Source organism: Bacillus sp. ISL-78 (genome assembly GCF_018613455.1).
In the GTDB taxonomy this organism is placed as follows: domain Bacteria; phylum Bacillota; class Bacilli; order Bacillales; family DSM-1321; genus Peribacillus; species Peribacillus frigoritolerans.
In genome coordinates, this window is sequence record NZ_JAGGQC010000026.1 from 172,431 (window position 1) to 196,353 (window position 23,923).

19 protein-coding genes and 2 pseudogenes are annotated in these 23,923 nt (G+C 40.9%); 1 reads left to right on the plus strand and 20 read right to left on the minus strand.

The window, feature by feature from the left end; genetic code table 11:
- Positions 1 to 65: 65 nt before the first annotated feature.
- The 19 genes and pseudogenes from J7I96_RS21750 to J7I96_RS21835 form a co-directional block, all read right to left on the minus strand.
- The gene (locus J7I96_RS21750) at positions 66 to 830 is read right to left on the minus strand and encodes an ABC transporter ATP-binding protein (protein WP_214924614.1); all 765 of its coding nucleotides are present in this window, start codon (positions 828 to 830) and stop codon (positions 66 to 68) included.
- On the minus strand, positions 827 to 1,624 hold the full coding sequence (locus J7I96_RS21755) for an ABC transporter ATP-binding protein (protein ID WP_214924616.1): 798 nt from the start codon (positions 1,622 to 1,624) through the stop codon (positions 827 to 829). Before J7I96_RS21755 ends, J7I96_RS21750 begins: the two co-directional genes overlap by 4 nt.
- On the minus strand, positions 1,621 to 2,460 hold the full coding sequence (nikC, locus tag J7I96_RS21760) for a nickel transporter permease (RefSeq protein WP_214924618.1): 840 nt from the start codon (positions 2,458 to 2,460) through the stop codon (positions 1,621 to 1,623). The genes J7I96_RS21755 and nikC overlap by 4 nt, the downstream gene beginning before the upstream one ends.
- Positions 2,451 to 3,404: a nickel ABC transporter permease gene (nikB, locus tag J7I96_RS21765; RefSeq protein WP_214924620.1), complete on the minus strand. Its 954-nt coding sequence runs from the start codon at positions 3,402 to 3,404 to the stop codon at positions 2,451 to 2,453. Before nikB ends, nikC begins: the two co-directional genes overlap by 10 nt.
- Positions 3,405 to 4,934 (minus strand): nickel ABC transporter substrate-binding protein, encoded by a 1,530-nt coding sequence (gene nikA / locus J7I96_RS21770; RefSeq protein ID WP_214924622.1) that lies wholly within the window; start codon positions 4,932 to 4,934, stop codon positions 3,405 to 3,407. It abuts the gene before it with no gap.
- A 561-nt stretch (positions 4,935 to 5,495) separates the two neighbouring features.
- Positions 5,496 to 5,942: an OsmC family protein gene (locus tag J7I96_RS21775; RefSeq protein WP_214924624.1), complete on the minus strand. Its 447-nt coding sequence runs from the start codon at positions 5,940 to 5,942 to the stop codon at positions 5,496 to 5,498.
- A 29-nt stretch (positions 5,943 to 5,971) separates the two neighbouring features.
- Entirely contained in the window at positions 5,972 to 6,709 is a 738-nt protein-coding gene (locus J7I96_RS21780) for an amino acid ABC transporter ATP-binding protein (RefSeq protein WP_214770725.1), read from the minus strand.
- 15 nt (positions 6,710 to 6,724) lie between these two features.
- Positions 6,725 to 7,369 carry an amino acid ABC transporter permease gene (locus J7I96_RS21785; RefSeq protein WP_214770723.1) on the minus strand — a complete coding sequence of 215 codons (645 nt, stop codon included), beginning with the start codon at positions 7,367 to 7,369 and terminating at the stop codon, positions 6,725 to 6,727.
- A 33-nt stretch (positions 7,370 to 7,402) separates the two neighbouring features.
- A complete protein-coding gene (locus J7I96_RS21790; protein ID WP_214770720.1) occupies positions 7,403 to 8,233 on the minus strand; it encodes a transporter substrate-binding domain-containing protein in 831 nt (276 codons plus the stop codon).
- Between the two features lie 17 nt (positions 8,234 to 8,250).
- Positions 8,251 to 8,613, minus strand: coding sequence for a hypothetical protein (locus tag J7I96_RS28135; protein WP_251029217.1), 363 nt, complete (start codon positions 8,611 to 8,613; stop codon positions 8,251 to 8,253).
- A gap of 90 nt (positions 8,614 to 8,703) precedes the next feature.
- Positions 8,704 to 8,868: pseudogene (locus tag J7I96_RS28480) on the minus strand (TetR/AcrR family transcriptional regulator); the annotation flags it as partial.
- Between the two features lie 221 nt (positions 8,869 to 9,089).
- A complete protein-coding gene (locus tag J7I96_RS21800; protein WP_214924626.1) occupies positions 9,090 to 10,235 on the minus strand; it encodes a mannitol-1-phosphate 5-dehydrogenase in 1,146 nt (381 codons plus the stop codon).
- Positions 10,236 to 10,240: 5 nt separating this feature from the next.
- Positions 10,241 to 12,331 (minus strand): BglG family transcription antiterminator, encoded by a 2,091-nt coding sequence (locus J7I96_RS21805; RefSeq protein WP_214924629.1) that lies wholly within the window; start codon positions 12,329 to 12,331, stop codon positions 10,241 to 10,243.
- Between the two features lie 86 nt (positions 12,332 to 12,417).
- Positions 12,418 to 14,361 carry a PTS mannitol transporter subunit IICBA gene (locus J7I96_RS21810; protein WP_214924632.1) on the minus strand — a complete coding sequence of 648 codons (1,944 nt, stop codon included), beginning with the start codon at positions 14,359 to 14,361 and terminating at the stop codon, positions 12,418 to 12,420.
- A gap of 202 nt (positions 14,362 to 14,563) precedes the next feature.
- Positions 14,564 to 15,856, minus strand: a complete 1,293-nt coding sequence (locus J7I96_RS21815) for a CitMHS family transporter (RefSeq protein WP_214924636.1) — start codon at positions 15,854 to 15,856, stop codon at positions 14,564 to 14,566.
- Positions 15,857 to 16,059: 203 nt separating this feature from the next.
- Positions 16,060 to 16,941 (minus strand): helix-turn-helix transcriptional regulator, encoded by an 882-nt coding sequence (locus J7I96_RS21820; protein WP_214924638.1) that lies wholly within the window; start codon positions 16,939 to 16,941, stop codon positions 16,060 to 16,062.
- Positions 16,942 to 17,583: 642 nt separating this feature from the next.
- Positions 17,584 to 18,906 carry a CitMHS family transporter gene (locus J7I96_RS21825; protein WP_214773881.1) on the minus strand — a complete coding sequence of 441 codons (1,323 nt, stop codon included), beginning with the start codon at positions 18,904 to 18,906 and terminating at the stop codon, positions 17,584 to 17,586.
- 403 nt (positions 18,907 to 19,309) lie between these two features.
- A complete protein-coding gene (locus J7I96_RS21830) occupies positions 19,310 to 20,434 on the minus strand; it encodes an AbrB family transcriptional regulator (RefSeq protein WP_214773880.1) in 1,125 nt (374 codons plus the stop codon).
- 47 nt (positions 20,435 to 20,481) lie between these two features.
- Positions 20,482 to 21,342, minus strand: coding sequence for a LysR family transcriptional regulator (locus J7I96_RS21835; RefSeq protein WP_214773879.1), 861 nt, complete (start codon positions 21,340 to 21,342; stop codon positions 20,482 to 20,484).
- Positions 21,343 to 21,610: 268 nt separating this feature from the next.
- Here J7I96_RS21835 and tcuA point away from each other — a divergent pair.
- Positions 21,611 to 23,121: pseudogene (gene tcuA / locus J7I96_RS21840) on the plus strand (FAD-dependent tricarballylate dehydrogenase TcuA).
- Between the two features lie 644 nt (positions 23,122 to 23,765).
- Here tcuA and J7I96_RS21845 read toward each other — a convergent pair.
- Positions 23,766 to 23,912 (minus strand): hypothetical protein, encoded by a 147-nt coding sequence (locus J7I96_RS21845; protein WP_164468794.1) that lies wholly within the window; start codon positions 23,910 to 23,912, stop codon positions 23,766 to 23,768.
- Between the last annotated feature and the right edge of the window lie 11 nt (positions 23,913 to 23,923).

Below are 23,923 nucleotides of genomic sequence, written 5' to 3' on the forward strand. Positions count from 1 at the left end.
TTAAGTATCAAGCTCCCATTTAATCGAAATCATTGCGATTTAAAATTCAAATAAATACAACTTCATTATTCAAACATCGATATCAGTTCTTTTGTGTATGAATGGCGATCGCTGCAAAAAAGCTGTTCTTTTTCGAAAGAATCCACAATAACACCCCCTTTCATCACCATGATCCGTTGGCTCATCTCCTGTACAGCCGATAAATCATGAGAAATGAAAAGGTAGGAAGTGTCCAAAGTCTCCTGCAGCCCGCCTAACAATTTCAGCACCGCCGCTTGGGACAGCACGTCCAGGCTTGAAGCCGGTTCATCCAATATAATGAGGGCCGGTTCGATGCTGATGGCACGTGCAATGGTCACTCGCTGCTTTTGTCCGCCGCTTAGCTCATGCGGGTAACGTTCAGCAAAACTCCTTGGAAGCTCCACCGCTTCCAGGAGCTGTCCGATAAAGTTCGCTTCACTTGTATACGTAAAGTATTTCAAATTGACCTGGCTGCCAAATTGAAGATATGGATCCATCAGTGAATCCTTTATCCTTAGTTTTGGATTCAAAGCCGATGCAGGATTTTGCAAAACGGCCTGGATGTTCTTGCGATACGCCTTTAAACTGCGTTCGCTTTTGTTTTGCAGCTCGGTTCCTTCAAATAGGATGCTGCCCTTGTCAATAGATTCAATCTGAAGGATGAGTCTTGCCAGTGTGCTTTTTCCGCAGCCGCTCTCCCCCACCAACCCGAGGCATTCCTTCCTTTCCATGCTGAAATTCACGTTCCTTAGTATTTCCACTCCGTTATCATAGCTTTTATGGACATTTCGCACGTCTAATAAACTCATCCTGACACTCCTTCAAGCTTAAATGGTATTCTCCTCAATGATGGCGATGATTGAATCAGTTCATTCGTATAAGCATGCTGCGGATGGTTCAATACCTGATTTTTGTCACCGGTCTCAATGATGGCCCCGTCTTTCATGACCGCAATGCGATCCGCGTACTTCCTGACATGACGTAAATCATGGGTAATGAACAAGATTGCACATCCTGTTTCTTTTTGGAGCTTTGATAACAACTGTAAGACCTTAAAGGAAGATACACTGTCCAAGGCTGTGGTCGGTTCATCCGCTATCAAGATATCCGGTTCAAGCAAAAGGGCTATTGATATGGATACGCGTTGAAGCTGCCCGCCGCTTAATTGAAAAGGATATCTGCCGTAGATATCTTCATTCAGGCCCACCGATATGAGCGCATCGACCGATTGCTGCCTCCTTGCCTTTTTGGAAAGGTTCAAATGTGTTCGCTGATATTCGTCAAAATGCTGACCGATGGTAAGGAATGGGGTGAATGAACCCTGGTAATCTTGAAAAATATAAGCCAGGCGCTTTCCGCGAACCTTCCTGATTTCAGAGGAAGATAGCGTTAATAAATTCTTTTCCCCGTACCATATTTCCCCCTTCGCTTGAAGATTGGGTGCAAGCAGCTGACATATTGCCATCGCCGTCATGCTTTTCCCGCTGCCGCTTTGTCCGACAAGTGCGAACCACTCACCCTCCTGCACATCTAATGAAAGATCCTTGACGATATGATTTTGCTTCCCCATGATATGCAGCTGCCTCACGGATAAAATCCTCATGATCCCACCTCCTTTTTCACATCGAATGCATCGCGTAAATAATCACCGAGCATGTTGGATAGAAGGACGACAAATATGATGGCGAGCCCTGGGTAAATCATCAGCAACATATTGGATTGAAAGTATGGACGGGCTTCATTCAGCATGGCTCCCCACTCCGGTGCAGGCGGCTGCGCACCGAGCCCGATATATGAAAAGGAAGATATGAGCAGGATGATTTTTCCTAAATCGAGGCTAGAAAGGACAAGTACATTCCCGATAAGGTGCGGAAATAGATGCTTCCGCATGATCCCAAATGAACTTAATCCATTGATTTTAGCAACTGTGACATATTCCTTCTGACGTTCTGTGATCACCGTACTTCGCACAAGCCGGGCATAATTCACCCATTTCACCAGAACGATCGCCAACAGGAGATTTTCGATTCCCGGTCCTAATAAACCACTAAGAACAATGGCAACGATCGTATCTGGAAAGGCGAGAAACGCGTCGGCAATGCGCATGAAGAACCGATCGATCAGACCTCCTTTAAAACCGGCAATCATCCCGAACGGGACGCCGATGATAACTGCGGCAAACAAAGATAAGAGGCCGTAGCCAACCGTCAGCTGTGCACCAAGCAGAAGGCGCGTCAATACATCACGCCCTAGATGATCCGTCCCTAACGGATGTTCCATGCTCGCCGGCCATAGCCTTTCTTCCAGATTGACCAGTGCAGGATCATGTTTCAGAATAAGAAAGGTGTAAGCCGCAACGGCAAGGACTGTCGCCATCACCGTAAATAGGACGGTCCTTCTCCAGCGCCTTTTGGATTTTCCTTTGATAACTAACTCCATTTTCCATGCTTCCTTTCCTTCAGTCTTAGCTCCGGATTTAAATAGCGATAAGATAAATCCACGGCACTATTAACCATGAATACAATGATGGCCATCACCAGCAGGTACCCTTGGATGACTGGATAATCCCGCGACCGAATCGAGTCCACGACCATCTTACCTATGCCTGGATAGGCAAAAATCACTTCGATCACGACTACACCGCCGATCAGGCTGCCAAGGCTGACCCCGAAAACGGTAATGACCGGGGGCAAGCTATAACGAAATGCATGGGCAAAGAATATCCGCATTTCTGAAATCCCCCTAGATCGCGCAGCCCTGATGAAATCATGACTGAGGGAATCTATCAAACTCGAACGCAGCAAACGGACGTACACACTTGTGATGGCCAGCCCCAGCGTGACCGACGGCAGAATCAAAGAACGAAACCCGTCCCTGCCCATCGTTGGAAGGGCTCCCCATCTTACCGCAAATAAATCTATCAAGAGCAGCCCCAGCCAAAAGCTAGGAATGGCTGCCCCCAATAAAGAAACGGCCCGGCTGAATTGATCGATCCAGCTCCCCCTGTACAAGGCAGCAAGCGAACCTAACGGAATGGCTATGCCAAGCATGACAAGCAACGCGCCAACCGCCAGCTCAAGTGTTGCAGTCAGCCCGCTCATGATCATTTCCATCACAGGCTGATTCGTCAGATAGGAATGCCCGAAATCCAATCGGATAAAGTCCGCAAACCAATTGCCATACTGCACGAACAGCGGATCATTGAACCCTAATTCTTCACGAAGTTCATTCACTTGCTCGTTTGTGACCGAAACATCATCCACTTGAAGTATCGAGAGAACCGGGTCGCCAGGAGCAAGCCGAGCAAAAAGGAAAGAAATGAATGTAATCACAAGAACAAAAATCGCGACCTCAATGAACCGGCGGACTAAGATGCGAAACATTCACTTCACATCCAATTCATTCGTCAGCATGTAGTATTCGCTTCTCGAAGTGATCCAGTTTTTAACTTTATCGGCATCATAAGCAACAAGTGTATTCGGATGTAAAATGAATGAATTATACACCTGTTCATCCACATACATCGCAATCTCCTCAGTTAAATCCGAGCGCTCCTCCTGCCCGACCGTCACGTTCAGCTCATCAATCAGGGAGGTCAGGCGATTATCATCAGCCCCACTGAAGTTCAAGGCACCCTTTGGATGATAAGTAGCATTTAAATAATAACCGGCATCCCCTCTAGGAGCCGTTAAATTGCTGTAGGTCGTTAAATCCCAATCACGATTGGAAGCCATATACTCCTCAGGGATTTCTATTTGCTTGATTTTCACATCAATCCCCAACTGACCGGCATCCGATTGGAAAACTTGGGCAATTAACGGCAGGTCGGCACGTGAACTGTATGTAAGCAGTGTAAACGTTAACGGTTTACCGTCTTTTTGCATGACACCATCCACTTTCTTATATCCCGCCTGATCAAGAAACGCCTTAGCGGCTTCCATTCCATTCGCTTTTTTCGGATAATCCGGAGCAAAAGAGAATGTGGATGGGAATGGCCCAGTCGCCACTTCTGCATGACCATGTAAAATCGTTTTCGCAATGGATGGACGATCGATCAAGGCATCAACCGCCTTTCGGACGTGTATGTCCTGCAATGCTTTACGTTCCAAATTCATCGTCATTTGATGTACGCGGAAAGTCGATGTCGATTCAACCTTCACACCATCTATCGCCTCTAAATTTTCCAGGCTTTCCACTTCCGGACGGAAAACAATATCGGCGTCTCCCGATTCCAGGGCAAGAGACCGTGCATTGGCATCTTCATTAAACGAAAACCTGGCTCTCTCAAGCTTTGCGGCTTCATCCCAGTAAGACTCATACCTCATTAAATCAACAGCCGTACCTGGTATGAATTTCGAAACGGCAAATGGCCCGGTTCCTATCGGCTTGTTTATATAGTCACTTTCCTTCACATCAATAATCGATGTATTTGGATGAACCAATTCAGAAGGAAACTCAGGAAAAGGAACCTCCGTCTTAATGGTCAGCGCATTCCCGTCCGCTTCAATCGACTCAATGCGCAAAGCATTCTTGATCGCCGGACTATCTTTCATCGCCCTCTCCAAGGAAGCCTTCACCGCTTTGCCATCCATCGGCTTTCCATTCTGAAACGTCACCCCCTCCCTTAACTTAAAGTTCCACAATTGACCATCCTTGCTATCCCAGCTCTTCGCCAGCCAAGGCTCGATGGTCAAATCCTCATCATTGAGATGCACCAATGTCTCAGTGATGCCAGCCCTTAGCGACACATAACTAGTATCAACATTCGGATCAAGCGAGCTAGTCGCAAAATTAAAAAGCAAGTTCACTTCCTCCTTCCCACCCGCTTGATCCTTCGCAGACTCAGTGGAACAGGCAGCCAAAAGAAAGACTGATAAACATACAATAAAAATCAATTTATATTTTCTGAACACGATATATTTCCTCCATTACCTCAACTATTTTTATTGCCTGTTTCAAAATCGTATTGATTACGATTTAGATTGCAGTTTACCATCATGACAAACGACGTAAACATCGCCGAATGCTTATCCAAAATCAAACTATGTAATCCTCCATTCACGAGTATTTACTCTAAATTCACGAGTATTTACTCCAAACTCACGAGTTGCTCCAAACTCACGAGTATTTGCTCTAATTTCACGAGTACTTGCTCTAATTTCGTGAATAACAGCTCTATATCTCTTGAATTAGTACCAAATTATTAAAAAATGCACCAAATTCTCTATTTATTGCACGAACCCTCCTTTCTCAATCCATTCTTTCAGTGCTTTCCGTCTAATAAATCAAAATGATTACGATTTATACTTCAAAACACTCTCTCTTGTCTTGACTGTCTTCCATTATAAAACGTAATGATTACTGTTTACAAGGTTTTTTTAATTTGCTGAAATTTATTCGTTCCCTTTTTTTCCTTAAAAACTACAAAAGCACAGTAGAGATTTCTCTACAGCGCTTTTGAAAGGTTAAAAATATTATTCTTCTTCGTTCTGACCAGTTACCACTTTCGTTTGCTCTTCTCCATTTAAAATAAGCCGGAATGAGATATTGGCTTTCAAGGAATCTGATACTGCACAGTATTTTTCTTTTCCTAGATCGATTGCTCTCCAGATTCGTTTACTGTCCACTTGTCCATCAATTATGAAAGTCACAACAATGGATGTGAATCCTTTTGGCAATTCTTCTTTTCTCGTACCATCTGTTTCAATTTCAAGCTTATCCACAGATGACAAATAAGGTTTCAGTATCATCGTGACATCTATTCCAATGCATCCAGCTAGGGAAGCTAAAAGCATTTCTGTTGGTGTACACCCTTTACCTTCGCCTCCATATGCAGGTGTTGCGTCCATATTGACTTCATAACCTGAATCTCCAACAGCTGTGAAAGCACGCTGGCCATTCCATTTTGTTACCACTTTCATGATAATTCCTCCCGCATTCCTTATATTATCTACATTTTCTTCAAAAATTTCTTGGCTCGATCAGTTTGTGGTTGTGAAAAGAATTCCTCTGGTGGACTTTCTTCAACGATGACACCATCTGACATGAAGACGATTCGATCAGCGACATCCTGAGCAAATGTCATCTCATGAGTAACAATGGCCATGGTCATTCCATCATGAGCGAGTTCTTTAATTACAGCCAACACCTCATCTACCAACTCTGGATCTAATGCCGACGTTGGTTCATCGAACAATAAGATATCCGGCTCCATTGCAAGTGCTCTGGCAATCGCGACCCTTTGTTGCTGACCTCCAGATAATCGCGAAGGATACACATCTTTTTTATCAATCAAACCTACTCTTTTTAACAGCGTTTCCCCTTTTATCACTGCATCATTTTTCGACCACTTTTTCACAATTAACAGTGCTTCGATAACATTTTCCAATACCGTTTTATGCGGGTATAAATTAAATTGTTGAAAAACCATTCCCGTATGTAGACGGACCTTTTTAATTTGTTTATTGCGCACTTTATGACTTTTTTTCGCATCAACGATAATGTTGCTCACTTCAATAGTTCCACTCGTCAATTCTTCCAGTCCATTTATACATCGAAGCAATGTACTTTTACCTGAACCACTCGGCCCAAGAATCACAACAACTTCGCCGCTGTTCACTTGTAAATTAATATCTTTCAACACTTCTAAGGTTGAAAAACTCTTCGATAGGTTACTGATGTTTATCATTCTACCTCTCCATACTTAGTCATATATTGATAACCTTTTTTCAATTCTTTCCAATACAAAGGAAAATCCTGTACTCATGATCCAATACATTAGCGCAATCGCTAAATAAAATGGCATGTACACATAGTATTGGGCAATTAATAATTGAGCAGATCGCAATAATTCGGTAACCGTTATAACGGAGACAAGCGATGTTTCTTTCAACATCCCAATGAATGTATTGCCAGCTGGCGGGATGGCTACCCTAATCGCTTGCGGAAAAACAATTCTTCGCATCGTTTGATATGGTGTCATTCCAGATGCATATGCCGCTTCATATTGCCCTTTAGGGATGGATTGAATCGCCCCGCGCAATGTTTCAGAAAGGTAGGCCCCGATGCTGATACTTAACGCAATATAAGCCGCTGTTAGTGGTTGAAGATTAAAGCCGTAATCAGCCAGTCCATAATACACAATAATAATTTGGACCAAAGTGGGCGTACCTCTTATGATGGAAACATATGCACGAGCCATCCATCTAATAAATTTATTACCTTTTAATCTTGCTACCGCCACAATCACAGCAATAATCGATCCAAAAAACATTGAAATAATGGTGATAAGGAGCGTATAGTATGCTCCCTTCAATAAAAATGGCAGGTTAATCCAAATAACATCCATAACTTTGCTTGTATCCTTTCTACTACTATAGGTTTATTCTTGTGGCTCTTCCCCAAACCATTTCACAAAAATCTCTTTATATGTGCCGTCTTCTTTCATATCAGCTAGATGTTTGTTCAATTCTTTCAATAATGATTCATTGCCTTTACGAATCGCGATTCCTGCTTTATCAGATTTAACCGGATTACCAACAGCCTTGATCTTAAATCCATTACTCTCTACAACTGGTTTCAACGCATACATATTATTGATGGTTGCATCGATTCTTCCAGAGTCCAAATCCTTTAATGATGTAATCACGTCATCATATGTTTTAATCGTAAAGTCTCCCACTTCCGGAAGCAGCTCTGTACGAAGATATGTTTCATCATTAGTTCCTAGCCCCACTCCAATGTTTTTGCCTTTGAAATCTTTTACAGACTTAACCGTATTATTATCTTCTTGAACGATTACCTTCACATTGTTTGTGATATATGGTTCTGTAAAATCCATTTGTTTTTTGCGTTCATCAGTAATGGTCATTTGACTGATAACTGCATCAAATTTTTTAGTTTGTAATCCTGCTACCATACCTGAAAATTCTTGGGAAACAAATTCAACATCCACTCCAAGTCGCTTGGCCAATTCCTTCGCGATATCAGCATCAAATCCATCCATCTCTTTTTTTTCATTCAAGAAATTGTATGGCTGATATGTACCCATAAGCCCTACTTTAAGGGTTCCGCGATCTTTGATTTGTTGTAATAAATCTGCACTGCTTTCTTTATTTTCGCTTGTCTTATCGTCTTTCGTACCACATGCGCTTAATATCAAAGTAAATGCTACTAATAAAACTAATGTAATGTATGAATATTTTTTCTTCATAATAATCTGCCTCCTTTTTATGTTCCTAATAATCCAAAAAATTCGAATCTAACCATTTCTTTAGCCAGCTCAGCCGTTGTTCTGCTTCGGATATGCGAACCATCTGAGACCGGCCCGAATAACCACCTAGATAGGATTCCTTCAAATAAACTCATTAATATTGCAGCTTGTAAACCAGAATCCCTTTCCGGCAGAATGTTTAGCTCCATTGCTCTTTTAATATTATTCTCAAAAGCTTCTTCCACCTTCAATCGAGTATCAATGATCGCCTGTTTAAGTGACTCTTCACCATCAATTCCCTTGAATATCATCTCCATCATATATCGATGAGATTCCGAAAAATCAAACAACTCCACAAATAACTTTTCAGAGGAATTCAAAACATCCTGAACTGTTCCAGGAGATTTTCGATGTCCGTGTGCTACTACTTCCAGAAGTCCGATCCGCCCTTGTTGAATAATTTCTAAAGCAATAGCTTCTTTACTTTTAAAATGCCAATAAAAAGTACCCTGTGCAATGCCCGCCTCTCGAACGATGTCAGAAATCTTCGTTTTATGATAACCAAGAGACGCAAAAAGTTGTTGTGATATCTCTAATATTTGCTCTCTTCTATCCGGCTTTTCTTGAGTAGAAATTCTTTCTCACCTCCCGATTGATTAGTCAGTCAGTATTATCATATAAAATTCCTGCAATGTAGTCAATTATCTTTAGTGGTTTAGTTGGTATTGCATTATTTCCTTCTGAGCATTGTAAACCGCATTCGATCACGATAGTAAGCACAATAAGCCCTTTTAACAATTTCCCTATGTTTAAAAGCTCCTGAAAATTCATTTCAGGAGCTTTTAACTTAAATTATTTATTTTTTCAACGCATTGTAATGATTGACAACCTCTTTTGTTATTTCACTGCTTTCGTCCAATCCACTAACTTCCTTAAGAACGGCAGCTACACCCTTTTCTTTGATCATTGCTTGGAGCTTAAGTACTTCTTCATCTTCGTTAAAATCAAAGAGTAAAGCGGCCGCTATCGCTTTCGCCAGATTAGTATAGGAAAGGCCGGCTTTCTTTGCTTCTACGGCAGGGCGCACGAGACGGTCGTTTGGCCCGAGTTTGCGCAGCGGTGAACGTCCGACTCTATTCACCGAGTCATTAAGGTAGGAGTTTTTAAAACGATTAATGATTTTTTCGATATACTGCTGATGCTCACCTGAATCCAAACCGTATTGCTTTATTAAATAGGCTCCCGTTTCCCCTAGGGTTTTCTTGACTTGCTCCACAATGCCTGCGTCTTCCAATGACTGGTCTATGGTTGATTTTTTATTTTTGAGATAACCGAGGTAAGCAATGACGGCATGTCCTGTATTAACGGTAAACAGTTTTCTCTCAATGAATGGGGCGAGTTCTTTTACAATGGTCATCCCTTCAACGGCAGGGATGCTTTCCTTCGTTTCAACAACCCATTCATAATAAGGTTCCACCAGAACATCGAGTGATCCTTCGTTATTTTGGATAGGAACGATGCGATCGACTGCTGAGTTGAAGAAGTACACTTTATCGGCTAGTTTTTCCTTTGTAGCTTGATCCAGGTTTTCCAGAATGTAGCCTTCTAAAAGGTCTGTTGCCGATATTTGGTTTTCGCAAGCGATCACATATAGTTTTTCATCGGTTTCCTTCACTCTTGATGCCAATCCTTTTGCAATTAAAGGAGCGATATGAGGCAAAATATTGGGACCGATGGCAGTGGTGAGGTAGGTTGCTTCGGAAATTGCTTTTATGATTTCCTCTTCCTGCTTTAAACTGTTTAAACCCGAAACATTTTTCACAGTGACTGATTCCTGTTGATCAGTGGCCAGTTTGACTTGATATTGCTTTTTATCATTTAACTGATCGATGATTTGATCAGCTATATCTACAAATGTTACATGATATCCGGATTGTGAAAAAAGTGCTCCGATAAATCCTCTTCCAATGTTTCCTGCACCGAAATGTACTGCTTGTTTCATTACAATCATCCCTTTATCAAGTTAGTATATAAATAATCCAAAAATATGGCTTCCAGCCTTCTTCTAATCATTTCCTCGTCCGAAGATGAAAAAATCATGATGGATTCATTGCTTTCAATTAAGCTTGAACTTATTAAGCTGACGATTTCCTGCTGCTTCACACTCAATTCTTCAGGTGCCAGCATCAGCAGTAAATTTTTCATATGGACGTCATTGCCATCCATACCTTTGACCAGACGATATTCTTCGAGATGGGCCACCTGGAATATCAGTTCTTTAACATTCTTATGTCTCGTATGGAAAAGGCCCATTCCCGTGCCCGGAATGCCTAAACCGCCCTTTTTTTCCCGTTCCTTCAAGGATCTGACCACATCATCCGCACCCATCAGCAGTTCTTCCGTTTCAGCCATCCTCACCAGTTCTTCGATGATCTCTGGATGTCCTTTCCGATGCGGCAGCCGATAATACCGGAAATTATCCATGATCGACTCGATGCTCTGCTGGGCATCTTTCAATTCCTGCAGCACTTCTTTCAGTTCGCCATCCTCTTTTTTGGTCACGGGATCCTTATTGGCCGACTGAATGCCATAACGCTTATTCTTTGTGAAGTTTTCGATATTCTTCCTTAAATAATTCCTGATGTTCAAAATATTCTCTTCACTCAAAAGAGGGGATACAAGGATATAATCGCTATCGATATACGGAAGCCGGACGGTAGAAATGATCACATCATAGTTTTTCAGACTGCCCTGCTGCTGGATGTCTTTGATCGTCTTGATTTCTACAGTCTCGATTTCGATGATTTCCTTTTTGATCCGGCTTGCAAGCATCTTCGACGTACCGATACCTGTCGGGCAGACGATAAGTGCCCTTATTGATATTTCTTCCTCCCGCAGCACTAATGCAGATCCGAAATGAAGGACGATGAAGGCTATTTCATCTTCAGGGAATTCTTTTATTTCTTTGAACCCCTTTTCCAGACTGGCCTTCACTGCCAAAAAGAGAACCGGGTACTTTCGCTTAATATCTTCGGTTAAGGGGTTGTACAATCCCATTTCCTGTTTGATTCGGAAAAGCGATGGTTCCATATGGGCAAGGAGCCCCTGATACAATGGGAAATCCTTGGTCAAATCGATTTGCAGTTGTGCCGAAACATCTTTTATCAGGTTTCTTATCAGCTGGCCAAGCAATACACTGTCATAGGGAACGGCATCCGCCGCATGAAGCTTGGAGCCTTTAAGGATGGCTGCAAGATAGCTTATATCATCGATGGTAAAGGAAACTTCCAGCATGGTGCTGAGTTCCTTGCCTATTTTATTCATGAGATTATTCTCATCGGAAAGTTCGCTTATTTTATTGAAGTCCTTCTCCAAAAAATATTGGCTTTCATTCCTTTGCAGGGTTACATAAATATGTACAATTAACCCTATATACCCGCTATCCGCCAATCGGGAATGGGCGCTGTCAAAAGTGGAAAACAGCACCCCGTCGATAGCCAGAAGATATTCGGGATCAAAATAGTCAAGGATTTTCGCTTCTGGGAATTTTCCTTCTTGCAGCAAAAATAAACTTTCAATCAGCTCTTCATTAAAAAAGTGCAGGAAATAGGCTGCCTGGGCTTTCCGTTTATTTTCTTCGGTGCCGGCTAGCTCTATTCCGACTCCCCTTTTTCTGGTAATCACGATATTAAAACTCTTTAACCATTCGGTCAGTTCGTCCAAATAGGTTGTAAGAGTCGTAATGCTTATACCGAGATCCCCCGCAAGAACTTGAGTTTTATATGATTCTTCCTGCAGTAAAGCTAAAAGAAGATGCAATTTTCTTTCTTGTGGCGTTTGATCGATCGGATGATTGCCCATCAGGTGCTGTACAAGCCGAAAGACTTGTTCATTCTTCCCGTCGATGGACAGTCCCTCATGTGTATTGCGTGTTAAATGCAACTCGAATGATTGCAGGATTTTTTCTATGGACTTCAGATCGCGTTGAACCGTCCGGACACTAACATTCAATTGCGTCGCAATGGATAAGGCTGTATGTTTTCCTGAAGTTTTTATAATCAATTCTATGATTGATTTTTCCCTTGAAGTAATATACATGCTACCAACTCATTTCAGGTGGAGTAACACGAGAAAATACTGAATAGAAAAGCGTAAATCGCTTTTCTATTCTTGGTTAAGAGTATTTAGCTATTTTCTACAGTTATGATATTCATCAATTCCCTGGCTGATGTGGCTTTAACCATCTTTTCAATATTCTCCATGTCAGAGCATGTAACTGCAATGCCAGATAGAATTTCAAGATGTGTCCCGTCCTTGCCGGCAATGCCGAATATCAATCGTGCCTTTTGGCCGTCAAAGTCGACACCATCAGGAATTTGTAAAACGGTAAATCCAGATTTAAGGACATCTTTCTTGGCTTCCTCGGTTCCGTGCGGAATGGCTACATCATTCCCCATATAAGTTGAAGTCAATTCATCACGGGCAATCATCGCTTCAATATAGCTTTCCTTAACGTAACCTGCATTGACCAAAGCTCTTCCCGCAAAGCGGATAGCTTCTTCCTTATTGGCGAATTGTTGATTAAGGAAGACGTTTTCTTCACGAAGCAATTCATTACCTTCCTGCTCATCCCCGTCGATGCCAGGCTCGATTGAATGTTCACGAACACCGGGAACCTTCTCTTCAGCATCTTCGACGATTTCATGCAGCTCGTCGGTACCGTCATCCTGAAGCCGTGCAAGCAATGAATCGTATTCAGGGCTCGATAGGAAATTATCGACGGATACATGATAAGCATTCGGCACTTTATTCTGTGCCCTAGGAGTTAACTCTTCCTGTGTAATGACGATTTGTGCATCAGCAGGTATGTTTGAGATCGCCGTATTTGTAACATTGATATTCAATCCGGCTTCTTTCACCTTCTTGCGAAGCAGCGAAGCCCCCATCGCACTTGATCCCATCCCGGCATCGCAGGCAAATATTATTTTGCTGACGTTTGTTGGCATCGTTCCGGGATCTGAAGCGAATACATCGGCAACAGAGCTTTTCTTGCCTTTCATTTCTTGCATTTTTTTCGCTGCATCTTCAATATTCTCTTCGGATTGCTTTCCTGTTTTCAGGATGAATGCACCGACGATGAATGAAACAAGGGCTGCTACGATGACGCCTGCAAAGTTAGCAATATATGCACCTGCATTATGCGGAGTTACCGCTGTAATGGCAAGAATGCTGCCTGGGGATGCTGGAGCGAACAATCCTCCGCCTAACAGGACCAAAGTGAAAACTCCACTCATGCCTCCAAGAATGACGGCTAAGAATAACATCGGCTTCATCAGGATATAAGGGAAATAAATTTCATGGATCCCGCCGAAGAAATGAATGATGGCAGCTCCTGGCGCCGATTTCTTCGCCGTTCCCTTTCCAAAAAAGCAATAAGCAAGCAGTACGCCGATACCTGGTCCTGGATTCGATTCCAGAAGGAACAGGATGGAAGCCCCTGTTTGTTTAACTTGCTCTACACCAATTGGCGATAGTACACCATGATTGATGGCGTTGTTCAAGAACAAGACCTTGGCAGGCTCGATCAGGATACTTGTCAACGGCAGTAAACCTGTACCGACAAGCCAATCGACTCCTGCTACAAGCCAGCCTGTAAATACGTCAACAGCAGGCCCGATGGCCAAGAAGGATAGAATGGACAATAGGCCGCCAATAATCCCCGCCGAGAAATTATTAACAAGCATTTCAAAACCGGCTTTTATTTTCCCTTCAATCAATTGATCGAATTTCTTGATGACATAACCGCCGAACGGTCCCATTATCATGGCTCCAAGGAACATCGGGATGTCAGATCCGACGATGACGCCCATTGTCGCAATGGCACCTACTACGCCGCCGCGGTGGTCATGGATTAGCTTACCGCCCGTATATCCAATTAAAAGCGGCAATAAAAACGTAACCATCGGTGTAACCATTTTGGCAAGGCTTTCATTTGGCAGGAAACCCGATGGGATGAATAGGGCAGTGATTAGCCCCCATGCTATGAAAGCTGATATATTCGGCATGACCATTGAACTTAGAAAGTTACCGAACTTTTGAACGGCAACTTTTATATTAAAGTGAGCCATTTTTGCTCTCTTCCCTTCTTATTAATATAGTTTCCTTTAATCTTAAGGTACGTACATCCCTCATTCAATAAAAGAAAAAGCTAACTTTGTCGCGAAAGAGAAGACAAACATAATGTATCTCACTTTTCCAGATTTATTCAGCGCTTGATGCAGACATAAAAGAGTCCCGTTCGCATCGTGACGAACGGGACTCTTTAGAGCTTTATAGCGGGATGATTCCCAATAGGACGCAAACCACTATCATGACAAGCGTCGATCCGCATGCCCATTTCAGGAAAGTGCGCTGTAAGGCACCGAAATCTTCCCCTACCATTCCGACCAATAGATAGGTAGATGGAACAAGCGGGCTTAATAGATGGACAGGAAGCCCCAATAGTGAAGCTCTGCCGATCAGGGCAGGGTCAATTCCATAAGCAGCTCCCGCTTTAGCAAGTAATGGGAGCACACCATAATAAAATGCGTCATTAGACATGAAGAACGTAAAAGGTGCTGAGATGATGGCTGTGATGACAGCAAAATGTGCGCCCATTTGATCTGGAATATGCTGAATCAAAGAGTTTGCCATGGCATCGACCATCTCCGTGCCGGCAAGGATCCCAGTGAAAACACCTGCTGCAAAAATCATCGAAATGACGGATAAAGCATTGTCCGCATAGTTTGCTACACGTTCTTTCTGATCACTGAGTTTCGGATAGTTAACCGTAATGGCAATCGCGAAACCTACCATGAACAGAACCGCTGAAGGCATAAGTTCCATGATCAGCGCAACCAGCAGTGTAAGAGTCAATGCGTAATTGAATATGATCAATTTAGGTCGTTTAATATAAGCATCTTCCGTTGCAGCCGCGTGCTGTGCCACAGCATGATAATCGACTTCAATGATCCCGATTCTCTTTCTTTCTTTTTTACCCAGGCAATATGCCATGAAAAGGACGAATAGGACTCCGCCAATCATAGCAGGAATGACGGGTGTGAACACATCGGACATTTCAAGTTTTAAAGCGGTCATCACCCGTGCTGTAGGGCCTCCCCAAGGAAGAAGGTTCATGACTCCAGATGACGAAACGGCAATGCCTGCCAATACTAGCGGTCTCATTCCAATCCGTTTATATAGCGGAAGCATGGCTGAAATCGTTATCATATATGTAGTCGTTCCATCTCCATCCAAGGAAATCAGCAAGGCAAGGACTGCCGTGCCGATGGCAATTTTCACCGGATCTCCTTTTACAACCTTAAGAATCGTATTGATGATCGGGTCAAAAACCCCAGCATCGATCAAAATGCCAAAGAAAAGGATCGCAAATAAAATCATGATTCCCGTTGGCGCAACGTCTTTGATACCTTCCAGCGCCATCTCACCCATTTTACCGCCAAACCCGCCAATAAGTGCAAAGGCACTTGGTACTGCAATCAAAGCTATCATGGCTGTAAGTCGCCCTGTCATAATTAAAATCATAAACACTAAAATCATCAAGTATCCTAATAAAGCGAGCATATCTATCACTCCTATCTTCTAATAAGATAAAGTGTATATGAAACCGCTTCATTTGTAAGCGTTCTCAATTTATTGTGTTTTAAAACTATTTTGTCAATTGTGTTCATTGTGTTCACGGAAGCGATTTTACGAGGATGAACCGGACGCCACTCCCCGGGTTGAATGGCGCGTTCTTTAAGGAATTCAGCGATAATTAGGCGCATTCATTCTTCAAATGATAAATTTGCCGGTCCGTCCAAAAGGTCACAGCCGTAATCTATATTGGTCGTTGGTGTATCGATACTGACTTCCTCGAATTCCAGTTCATCGATCCATACTTGGCCGCGCCCTGAAAGCAGGACCCCGAATGAAATGATGGCACTGTTTTCGGGTACATCCAGGACAATATAATAATGGTTCCATTCCGTATCGTTGACGATGGGCCGATTCCCCATATTGTCGAATTGCAAAACATCCTGAAGCGCATTATCCACCCTCATCCATAAACCACAAAATCCATCAACATCTTTTGATTTTAAAAAACCCGACAGTTTCATTCTTTTACCAAGGTAATTTTCCGCCCTGAATTGCTGCATCATCGTAGCAAATTCCTCCTTGGATTCTGCAGTGACGGATTTCAGGAATCCTGATGCCTGGCCTTTATGGAATGTCTCCCGGTCAATTCCCATTTGATAATTGAATGGATGACTCCCGCTTAAATTCCAGCCTTTTAATAATTGTTCGTTTTTCATCGTCATTTCCTCCTTTTGCAAGGTTAGTTTACTTACGAGTTTCCGATATTGCCCTGGCGGCAGGTCATAATATTTCTTGAATGAACGAGTAAAGGATTCCTGTGTTTCAAACCGGTAATATAAAGCAATATCGATTATTTTTTCATCGGTATAAAGCAGCATGTTTGCTGCATTGGCAATTCTTCGATATCGAATATATTCTGATACGGTCACGCCAACCTCCTTGTGAAAAATCCGATGATAATGGAACTTCGAAAAACCTGCGAACCGTGCGATGTTCTCCAAGGATAATTCGTCTTGTAAGCTATTCTCTATATGTTCAATCGTTTTTTGGATGATGGGGCTATATCTCATTTCCGAACCTCCTTAAAAAAAGGATAACAGATTAACCTATCGTTTTTTTGACATATATTGCTTTTTTCATAATCTTTCAAACCATGCATCTTAAAAAAAGGCTCTTTTCGTAAAGATTGCTGTTTTTAAAACGAAACGATTTAAGGTTGATTGGAGCGGAAGTGCGAGACTCCTGCGGGAGCAGCGGGACAGGTGAGACCCCACAGGCGTTTACGCCGAGGAGGCTCACCGCCCGCACCAAGGAAAGCGAGCATCTGGAGGGGAAATCAACCACAACTCACTACCTGGTAAATAGCAACAAAGTATGTGAAAACAGCCTTTTTAGAAAAGACATCGATTTGGAAAAAGGACCAGTTTGTCCGTACTTATATCAATGAGCGTTTTGTGGAACGGTTTAAAAAGAAATGGAACTTGGTAAGTCAAGGAAGGCCATGCTTTACATTAACATAATGAATGATAAAAATATTTACATTCTTTAATCCAATAAATCCACATAATATCAGTAATTACTTCAGTTTTCCAATCTTATTTCATGGTTTCAATCATAGAACTTTACCTAACAACAAAGTTGCATCAAAAAACCATCTAGCTGAAAAAAGCCACAAAAGTCCTTGCAAACAAGTGTACAAGGACTTTTATAAATTACATAAAAGAAATAGCACCACTAATAATAGCTAATACTGTTAAGATTAACGTTGTGAAGATGGCCCATTTGTATGCGAATTTCTGATATTCTCCAAGGTCTTTATCAACCATGCCAACTAATAAAATGGTTGATGCAACAAGTGGACTCATTAAATGAGCGGGTTGTCCCAATATAGAAGCACGAGCAATTTCCAATGGGCTAATACCATAGGCTGATGCTGCTTCTGCAAGAATAGGGAGAACTCCAAAATAATAGGCATCATTCGATAAAACAAAAGTGAATGGCATACTTGTAATGCCAACAATGACAGGAAAAAACTGTCCTAATGAAGCAGGTATTATCGCAACCAGTCCATTAGCAATAGCATCAACCATTTTTGTACCGGAAAAGATTCCTGCAAATACTCCTGCCGCAAAAACTAATAGAACAACAATTAAAGCGTTTCCAGAATGTGCTAAGATACGTCTTTTTTGCATTTCCAGATTGGGGTAGTTAACCATTAAAGCTATAGCGAAACCGACCAAAAATAAAATGGGGGAAGGAACCAATCCCATAATAAGCATGACCATAATGCCTACCACAATTAATAAGTTAACCCACAAAAAACGAGGACGTTTAATGTCAATATGAGGAAATGTTTCAGTGGCTTCATTTTCAACAGTAGCAGCTATTTCATTTTTGAACTCTTCTATGTGTATTACACCAAGTCGTTTACGTTCTCTTTTCCCTAAAATAAATGCTACGAAAATAACCCAAAGAGCACCACCGAGCATGGTAGGAATAAGTGGAACAAAAAATTCGGATGCATCAAGTCCCAATACTGCTATTGCTCGGGTAGCAGGTCCTCCCCAGGGGGTCATACCACTCATAACACTTAAAGCCAGCATGGCTACAGTGGCTAAAACCAATGGATTCATACCGATTCGTTTATAAAGTGGATACATAGCTGAAACAGTAATGATATACGTTGTTGTACCGTCTCCATCTAGGGCCACAAGTAATGCAAGAATTGTGGTACCCATCGAAATTTTGACAGGATCTCCCTTGACAACTTCTAATAACTTTTTGATAAGTGGATCAAATAAGCCCGTATCTATCATAATGCCAAAAAACAATATGGCGAATAATAATAGAGCTGCAGAAGGAGCGACTAGCTTAATGCCTTCCATCATCATAGTGCCAATTTTGCTTCCAAAACCACCAACTACAGCAAAAACGATCGGAACTAAAGTTAAAGCAACAATGGGTGATAAACGTTTGGACATAATTAAATAGGTAAAAACGGTAACCATGGAGATGCCTAAAATTGTAAGAAACATTAATAAATCCCCTCCCAAATTTCGAAAGCGCTTTCAATTGATCTCTGGATGACTAAGAATTAATTTCGTGACTCTTCATAAAAAATTAACTGGTAGATTAATAAGTTTTACATTATGCTTATGCGCTTTTCTTAATTAAAGGTAATACAGGGAGAACAATAAGTTAAATACATATTTTTTTTGTGATGGTATCAAAATAATTTATTCTTAAAAAAAAGATTGGAGGGAAGAGAGCAAAGAAAGCCAAAGGATAAGTGATACAATAAAGAAATTTTTAAAAATTTAATGCTATTTTTAGTATTTAAAAAGAAGGTCATCATCTTAATATTGTGAATGATGACCTTCTTTTCTTTATAAATCAGACTTTTTCAGTGTCCTTGAGCAAAGCTCTCTCCTTTTTTAATTAACATTTAGTTTTAACGTTACTGATCTTGTCTTTTTTTCTTAAACTTAATTTTAATACCAATCTTAGTAATGGAGGCACTGCGGCATAAATAAAAGCCATCCGAAATAGTTGATAGCTGGTAACAGTAGATACATCAGCATTTACTTCTTGTGCAATGATTCCCATTTGATCCATTCCACCAGGGGCTAAACTTAAAAAACCCGTAATAGCCGATAAATCATAATAATGGGTCAGTAGAAAACTAAAAAACATTGTTGCGCAGATCAAAATCAGTCCGTTCATCAAAGCAAATAATAAGGTTTTTCTTTTGTTGTCAAGTTGTTCCGGTTTTAATAGTAAACCGATATAACCGCCAACCATAAATTGAGATATATCAAGAAGTGAAGGAGGAAGTGGTGGTCCCTGCAAACCTAAAAGACCTATTGCAGCAGTAACAATTACTGGTCCTAAAAAGTAAGGAGCTGGTAATTTGAATATTTTACCTATTCTTGCTGCGAGAAAACAAATAAGCGCGAACAGAAAGATCAGAGGAAATAAATCACTCCACTCTGGAATAACGTTATCCATTATATTAGAGGAATCATTGGTACGATTCGCTGCAAAAATGGGACTGAAAATTAAAAGGGGAACTAAGAAAACAACCATGATCACTCTTGTAACATGGAAAAAGGTTACGGTCGTAATATCAATACCTTTCATTTCTTCTGCAAACACAACAATTTGTGACAAACCTCCAGGTATACTACTTGTTAAGGAGGTAGGATAGTCAATGCCGGAATATTTTGACATAACAAAAGCTGAACATACACACACAAGGACAATTAAGGTTGTAAGGATCAACATTGAGGGAAGGTGACTAATCATGTCAGACAGTGAGCTCTTGGTAAAAGAGATGCCAATTGAATAACCTACAATAATTAATCCAGTATTTCTCATCGAAACGGGCCAAATTAATTTAACGTTTTTGAAACGTGATGCAATTAATAGGGCAGCCATTGGACCTAGAAGCCAGGGGATTGGCAACCTGATAAGAGAGAAAAGGCTGCCTCCAATAAAAGCAGTTAGAAGTGCAGCTGAAAATTGGATTGTCTTGCTTGCATCATTTAAATCCCACTTTTTCATGTTAATTCTCTTCCTTTGTACTAGTTTTATTTCGATTCGTCTTATTTCTATTGTTTAGAATCATTAAGAAAATCAATAAATGCTTTTACTTGGGCCAAATCCATAGTCACATCTCGGTAAAAAACCCAAGTTTCTCTAAGCAAAAAGCTATTATCGCTTAATACAATGGGGAAAGTATACAGTGGTTCATCATCTTTAATACAGATTTCTGGTAAAATGGCATATCCTAAACCATTAAGAACCAGTTCCTTACATGTTTCAATCCGATCTACCTCCATTGAAATCTTAGGTGGTACCGCAAATGTTTCCTGCCACCAGTTTTCAATAGTATTTCTTAACGATTGGTCTGTCTGATAATTAACTCTAGGAAGAAAAGGAAGTTCTTTTAATTCAATTTTTTTACTGGAGGCAATGCAAATCTTTTCTTCTTGAAACAACACTTTATTTTCCTGCCATTTGTAAGGACCTCTAACGATCCCGAGGTGTGCTTCTTCTTTTTGAAGCATCTGATGAATTTGAGAACTCCATCCAGTTTTCAAACTGATTTCAACCTCTGGATATAGGGTTAGAAATTCTTTTAATAATACTGGTAGTTTATATCGGGCAAACAAGCCAGATACACCCAAGCGCAAAGTTCCTTTTACCTTTTTATCCAAATTTGAAATATGTTCTTTTGCAGCTCCTAATTGCTTACGCATATTTTTCGAATATTGTACGAGGTATTCCCCTTCAACTGTAAACTCGACACCTCTTTTGCCTCTAGAGATTAAATTTGTTTTGAATTCTTTCTCCAGCTGTTTTATACGATAGGATAAAGCTGGCTGAGAAAGAAATAGTCGTTGTGCTGCTTTTGTTATATTCCTTTCTTCGTAAAGAGTAATTAATATAAGCCAGTCTTTTTCATCCATAAAATTTTTCTCCTTTAACCATAAAAAATATTTATGGGTAATTATAAAAAATGATAATTTATTTGATTTCTAAAAGTATAATACAACTATTGAAAAAAGAAATCTATCTTTTTATGTAAATCAATAGACTCACTATAGTTTTGCGTTGCCAGCATTCTTTCATAAATTTTTTCTATGGCAATGAATAAAAAAACAATATTATTTTTATTCATTATTATCACTTATTATTTACATGAAGCGTTATCACTACTTATCAGGAGGGGTATAGATGTCGAATACACGAAATTATGATGTAGTTGTAGTAGGGGCAGGAAATGCAGCTTTATGTGCCGCAATCTCAGCAAAAGAGGGAGGTGCTAGAGTTCTTGTATTAGAACGGGGACCTGTGGAAAAGCGTGGAGGGAACTCTTTCTTCACGGATGGAGCCATTCGTGTGGCATACAATAATTTAGACGCAATCAGAAATATAATACCTGAATTAACAGATGAAGAATCCGAGTTAATTGTAATGCCTGAATACACGGAATCCGACTATTACAATGATTTAATGCGGGTAACAGGCGGACAAAGTAATCCTGAGTTAGCAAAACAGCTGGTTTCTAGATCGTATGAAACAATTGCGTGGATGCGTGATCAGGGAATAAAATTTGAATTGAATTATGAAAATCAATCTTTTGTACAAGCTGGCAAGCGCATTTTCTGGGGGGACTGCCTATCAAAACGGAAGATAAAGGCGTTGGCTTAATGAGACGGCTCTTTGCGCGGACAGAAGAAATTGGCATCGACGTTTGGTACGATTCACGTGCTGTGGAGCTCGTATCAGAGAATAACACAATATCTGGTGTCGTAGTTGAGAAGGATCATACAATAGTGACGGTTCAGACATCCGGTGTGATTTTGGCTTGTGGCGGCTTTGAAGCCAATAAGAAAATGAGAAGTGAAAACATTGGTGAAGAATGGGAAGCGGCTATTGTTCGTGGAACCGAGTTCAACACAGGAGACGGCATTTCCATGGCTATGGCAGTAGGGGCTCAAAAATTTGGGCAGTGGTCTGGATGTCATTCTATTGGTACAGATTATAATGCGCCAAAAGTAGGGGATTTCACGAAGCCGGGAGATATTTTTAAAAAGCATTCTTATCCGTACAGCGTCATGCTTAATAATGAAGGAAAACGGTTTGTTGATGAAGGAGCAGATTTGCGAAATTACACTTATGCCAAATATGGCCGTGAGGTATTAAAACAGCCTGGACATGTGGCATATCAAATTTATGATGCACAGGTACGCCCGATGCTGCGTAAAGAATATGACCTTGAAGAAGCGACTTTTTATAAAGCAGATACGCTTGGAGAGTTGGCTAGTTTACTGCCGGTCAATCAAACACAATTCCTTAAAACGATCGAAGAGTATAACAGTGCGGTACAAGATGGCGAGTATAGACCCGCAGAGAAAGATGGCAAAGGAACGAAAGGAATTACCCCTCCTAAATCCAACTGGGCACTTCGAATAGAGCAAGGTCCATTCTACGCTTTCCCTGTAACGTGCGGAATCACCTTCTCGTTCGGCGGTTTGCATGTAAATGCAACAGGTCATGTGTTAAACAAAGAAGAACAACCGATAAAAGGTCTCTTTGCGGCTGGTGAAATGATTGGGGGGATTTTTTATGAAAACTATCCTGGTGGATCCGGGTTAATGTCTGGAGCGGTCTTTGGAAAATTAGCTGGTTCATCCGCAGCCCACTATATTCAAGAAAAGGTTGAAGCGGTCAATAATCATTGAGTCTTCTCCTTGCATAGTTAATTAGATAAGAATTTGTTCGAAAAATCTAGGGCTACATTAAATAGAAGAATGAAAAACAGCCAAGGCTTAAAAAAGTTCTTGGCTGTTTTGTACTTCAAATATTAAAAGTCTTTATGCATTGACTAAAACTCATATCATATAGGGATATGAGTTTTAGAGTATACTTTAATCGTCTAGATGGCCAGACAATATGATTTTTCTTCTATTTTAGCACCATCTGAATCGATCAGATGGGCACTATCGCGCATGAAGTCAGCGCTGATTTATCAACAGTTACCAGATATCAACTATTTTGTATGATATATATTTATATAGCTGTTCTTCCTATGCTCCGATTGATGCTAAAATTGAGCCAGTGAAAAAGGATACCATTCAATAAATAATGGGTTGGTTTGTGGGTATTTTTCCCTGTAACAAGGATGATAGAAAACAATTAGTTTTCTTTTTGGTTAAATACCCAGTAACCATGAAAATCTGGATTCAGTATATCCTAACTTGTAGTATAAGGGTGAGCGCTCCCCCCGGAAAATTTTCATCTATTCTCAATCCTAGTTTATAATTGAATTTTGTAGGCATCGGTTAGTTGGAGATACATTATAGTCTGGGCTCTATTGAAAACTCACTTATACAAAACAAGGATCATTGAAGTAAACTATTTCGGAAAGAATTTTAGTGCCTTTCATATTTTTGAATAGTTCTTTCGCTTCTTTTTCTGTGTCAAATTCAAAAATTTTAATATTTCCTTTTAAAAAGACAGTGATGACCCACATTGAAAAGCCTC